The organism is Desulfosarcina sp. (genome assembly GCF_041551955.1).
Classification (GTDB): domain Bacteria; phylum Desulfobacterota; class Desulfobacteria; order Desulfobacterales; family Desulfosarcinaceae; genus Desulfosarcina.
Window position 1 is genome coordinate 1 of the sequence record NZ_JBFELV010000444.1, and the last position, 4,128, is coordinate 4,128.

Here is a 4,128-nt window from a genome sequence, read left to right on the forward strand (position 1 = left end):
GTGCGTGTGCGGCGGTGATGTCCGGCTGCCGATCCGATCAGGAAGCCGATGGGTCAGATGGGTCATCGGGTGGCGTTGTCGCCGTTCCCCATGGGTACATGGCCCGGCTGGAGCAGGTGCATGACGGCCGGATGATCGGATTCGGACCCTTCTTGGGCTATTATTTTCGGCCGGAGGACCCCAGGGATCTGAGCCGCTTGCGATTCGTCTGTTTCAACGAAAACCGGTTCTACAGTTCGGACATGCCCGACGGCGCCAAACTATACGAAGGAACCGCAGTGCGGGCGACGCTGCCCCGGGCCGATGTCGCCATTGCCACCCAGGAAAGAATCAATCCCGTATTTTTTCAGGAAGCGCCCGAAGCCTGGCGCAACACGCGGCCGGATTCCCAGGACGAATTTGTCCATTTTCACTCCTGCTACAACGGTGCGGGACCGGTGCATACCGGATACTGGATTCGCCATGTGGCTGTCTCCGATTTCACCTATGACATGGGGGGACGGGTCGGGGAAAAAAGCCCACTGTATCACCGGGTCCACAAAGGACCGGACCGGGACTTTGCCAGGATCGTCGAATTCGACAGGGGGCCGGGAAAGGACGATTGAACGGCATTTTTTTGAACCAATCCGAAACCGTTGAAGACGACATATTAAATGGGAAGGAGAAATAATACATGAAAAACGGCAAACGGATTCGTTATGCGGCGATCGCCGCGACGTTGCTGATCGGTATCTACTGGTCGGCCTCCTCGGCGACCGGCGGCGCAGCCGGTGGAGATTATCCCAACGCCGGTTTCCTGGCTACCGCCCAGTGGCTGAAATCCCACATGGACGACGCGTCCCTGGTGATCGTGGACGTCCGAATGGACAAATACTTCGACGAAAAGCTGATTCCCGGCGCCATCCGCATGCCCTGGCAGCAATTCCAGTACGACGATCTCGCCGGCAACATGGGCGGGTTGTTCGTGGGCATCGTGCGTGCCCAGCAACTGCTGGGCGAACACGGCATCGCCCGCAACGACACCATAGTGCTTTACGATTCGGTGAAACGGGACGGTGGCGCCACCAGTTCCTACATCTTCTGGGTTCTCGACCTGCTGGGCCACAAGAACATGAAGGTGCTGGAGCGGGGTATCGACAGCTGGATCGATGCCGGTGGAGAAACGGTATCCACACCGCGCAAGGCCGCGGAGGTTCTCTACCAGGCCCCGTCGGGCGAGATCAACTTGCGCAAATGGGTCAAGGCCGATTACATCATGCCGCGGCTCGGTGATCCCTATTATCAGGTTCTGGATGTCCGATCCCGGGCGGAATACATGGGTGAAAAACCCAATACCGCGCTGGACGGCACGGCGCTTAAGCTGGGGCATGTCCCGACGGCAACCAACAGCGACTACACCCTCAACTGGACCACCCCCGACATCAAGGCGCTTAAACCCTACGCAGTATTACAGGAACGCTACAGGGGCCTCGACCCCGGCAGGGCCGTGATCCTCTATTGCCATTCGGCCCGTCGGGGATCATTTGGCTATTTCGTCCTCAGGCTCATGGGCTTCGAAGACGTGATGCTCTATGAGCCCTCCTGGATGGAATGGGGCAATAAACACTATTTCTACCCGGTTGAAACTGCGGAAAACGTCCTCACCGGCGATGCCCTGCCGGGAACGTCGTCCACACCCACCGCCCTCAACCGTCTGGGAAAGACAAACCGGAAAAGCGGCGCGGCCGCTGAACCCGGAGGCGACCGCGGTTCCAAAAGCGGGTACGTCTCCTGCGGAGGATAAGCCCCATGGAACATACGAACAGAGAACCTATCCCCTATTGGCATTGGATCCCGGCCGCGTTTGCCCTGTCGGGTATTATCGTCTTTATTTTCGCCACCTACGGACCGCCGGCCTCGTCAAGCGGATTCGTCAGCACCCTCAAAGGCTTTTTCGAATGGGTGGCTCCGGATTACGTGGCGGCCAAGGCCCACTACAAGGCCATTCCTGGCCCCGGTGCATGGCTCTTCGCCTTTGTACTGGGCATGGCCATCGGCGGCTTTGTCGCCGGCCGGACATCCAAAAGAATTCCGGTGCGCGATATGCCGCCCATCTGGAGGAAGCGCTTTGGCGACAGCCGAGCCAAACGATATGTGGCCACTTTTTTCGGCGGATTCCTGATCCTTTTCGGATCGCGGCTGGCCGGCGGCTGCACCCTGGGGCTGTTCATCTCCGGGTCGACGCAACTGGCCGTCAGCGGCCTTTATTTCGGCCTCGTCATTTTTGCCGTGGCCATGCTCACCGCCCGGCTGATCTTCGGGAAAATAGGGCAACAGGGGGATATCCAATGACACAAATTTGGCTGGGACTCTTTTCGGGCATCGCCTTCGGGTTCGTCATCCAGCGCATCGGCGCCACCGACGCCCATCGGATGGCCCGATCGCACCTGATGCTGGACGCGGACATCCCCCGGTTCATGGTTCTGGCGGTGGCCTTGTCCGCCGTGGGCCTCTTCGGGCTCCAGTCGGTCGACGTGGGGCGCACCCTGCCCCTGCCCACCAGCATCGTGGCCACAGGACTGGCCGCCGTGATCTTCGGCATCGGGTGGGGGTTGACCGGTTATTGCCCCGGTACCACCTGGGCGGCCGCCGGCGAGGGGCGCATGGATGCGGTCTTCGCCCTGCTGGGCGGACTGGCCGGCACGGCTCTTTTCGCCCAGTTGCACGAGACGCTGATCCCCATTTTATACGATCCCACCAACCTGGGGCAAATCACCCTGACGGATCTGTTGGGCAATCATGCCGCAGCCGTCGCGGTATTAGCCGTCGGTTTCGGCCTGTGCGCCTGGGGAATCGGAAAGCTGTGGGGGTCGGGCGAACGGGTCGTTGCCTAAGAACGGGGATCCGATTCGGAGGAATTTGACCGGAAAAAAAAGGATTAGGAATGACCAACCCCAAGGAAGGGGCCGAAAAACCGATCCCCGAAAAACCAAAAAGTGAGAGCGCGCCTCACGAGAAGAAAAGCCGTCTGGCGCAGCTTTCGCTTGCCGCTTTGGGCGTGGTTTTCGGGGATATCAGCACCAGCCCGATATATGCCATTCGGGAGTGTTTCCACGGTGAATACGGTATCGATGTGAGTCATGCCAACGTCTTGGGAATCCTTTCCCTGATGTTTTGGGCGCTGGTAATGATCGTGGGCCTGAAATACTTGACCTTCGTTTTTCGCGCCAACAACCATGGGGAAGGCGGTGAAATTGCCCTGATCGCCTTGATTCGCGGTAAAAATGAGCCTTCCAATAACCGGCGGAGGTTAGGCGTCATCGCCCTGGGTCTTTTTGCGGCTTGCCTGCTGTATGGGGACGGCATGATCACCCCGGCGATTTCCGTTCTGAGCGCCGTGGAAGGGCTCGCCGTTATCACCCCCCTATTTGGGCGCTATGTGATTCCCATCACCATTGCCATTCTGATTGGCCTGTTTCTGATCCAGCGCCAGGGCACGGCGCGGTTGGGCGGTTTTTTCGGACCGGTAATTCTGGTCTGGCTCGGTTTTCTGGCGGTGACCGGGGCCATGCAAGTGGCCCATACGCCGCAAGTGCTGTCGGCGGTTTTTCCGTGGCATGCGATCCGCTTCCTGGTTTTCAATAAACTGCACGGGTTTGTGGTGTTGGGAGCCGTATTCCTGGTGGTCACCGGCACTGAAGCGTTATACGCAGACATGGGGCATTTCGGTCCCCGGCCCATTCGCCTGACCTGGTTTGCCATCGTATTTCCCGCCCTGGTGTTGAATTATTTCGGGCAGGGAGCCCTTCTCATGGTCAATCCGGAAGCGGCGGGTCATCCTTTTTACGCCATGGTGCCCGCCTGGGCCATGATTCCGACGGTGTTGTTGGCCACCGTGGCCACCATCATTGCCTCCCAGGCTGTCATCACCGGCGCTTTTTCCATGACCCGACAAGCGATCCAATTGGGATACCTCCCGCGTTTGAACATCCGGCATACCGCCGCAACGCAAATCGGCCAAATCTATGTGGCCCCTGTCAATTGGATGCTCATGGTCTGCACGATCTCCCTTGTGGCCGGTTTTCAATCTTCCAGCAAACTTGCGGCTGCGTACGGGTTAGCTGTAACCTCCACGATGATCATTAACAC

General features: G+C 59.0%; 5 protein-coding genes. All 5 read left to right on the plus strand.

Annotated features, from left to right (window positions below; genetic code table 11):
• Positions 1 to 605 (plus strand): hypothetical protein (locus ABYV26_RS22080; protein WP_372683519.1); only part of this gene is annotated, 605 nt, incomplete at its 5' end.
• Positions 606 to 673: 68 nt separating this feature from the next.
• Positions 674 to 1,783 carry a sulfurtransferase gene (locus ABYV26_RS22085; RefSeq protein WP_372683520.1) on the plus strand — a complete coding sequence of 370 codons (1,110 nt, stop codon included), beginning with the start codon at positions 674 to 676 and terminating at the stop codon, positions 1,781 to 1,783.
• Between the two features lie 5 nt (positions 1,784 to 1,788).
• On the plus strand, positions 1,789 to 2,331 hold the full coding sequence (locus ABYV26_RS22090) for a YeeE/YedE thiosulfate transporter family protein (protein WP_372683521.1): 543 nt from the start codon (positions 1,789 to 1,791) through the stop codon (positions 2,329 to 2,331).
• Positions 2,328 to 2,873: a YeeE/YedE thiosulfate transporter family protein gene (locus tag ABYV26_RS22095; RefSeq protein WP_372683522.1), complete on the plus strand. Its 546-nt coding sequence runs from the start codon at positions 2,328 to 2,330 to the stop codon at positions 2,871 to 2,873. Before ABYV26_RS22090 ends, ABYV26_RS22095 begins: the two co-directional genes overlap by 4 nt.
• A 50-nt stretch (positions 2,874 to 2,923) precedes the next feature.
• Positions 2,924 to 4,128: KUP/HAK/KT family potassium transporter (locus ABYV26_RS22100; protein WP_372683523.1), on the plus strand; the 1,205-nt coding region annotated here is incomplete at its 3' end.

What these genes read in the sequence shown, in the direction of transcription:
- ABYV26_RS22085 (WP_372683520.1), top strand. Translation starts at nt 674, where the DNA reads ATGAAAAACGGCAAACGGATTCGTTATGCGGCGATCGCCGCGACGTTG.
- ABYV26_RS22090 (WP_372683521.1), top strand. Translation starts at nt 1,789, where the DNA reads ATGGAACATACGAACAGAGAACCTATCCCCTATTGGCATTGGATCCCG.
- ABYV26_RS22095 (WP_372683522.1), top strand. Translation starts at nt 2,328, where the DNA reads ATGACACAAATTTGGCTGGGACTCTTTTCGGGCATCGCCTTCGGGTTC.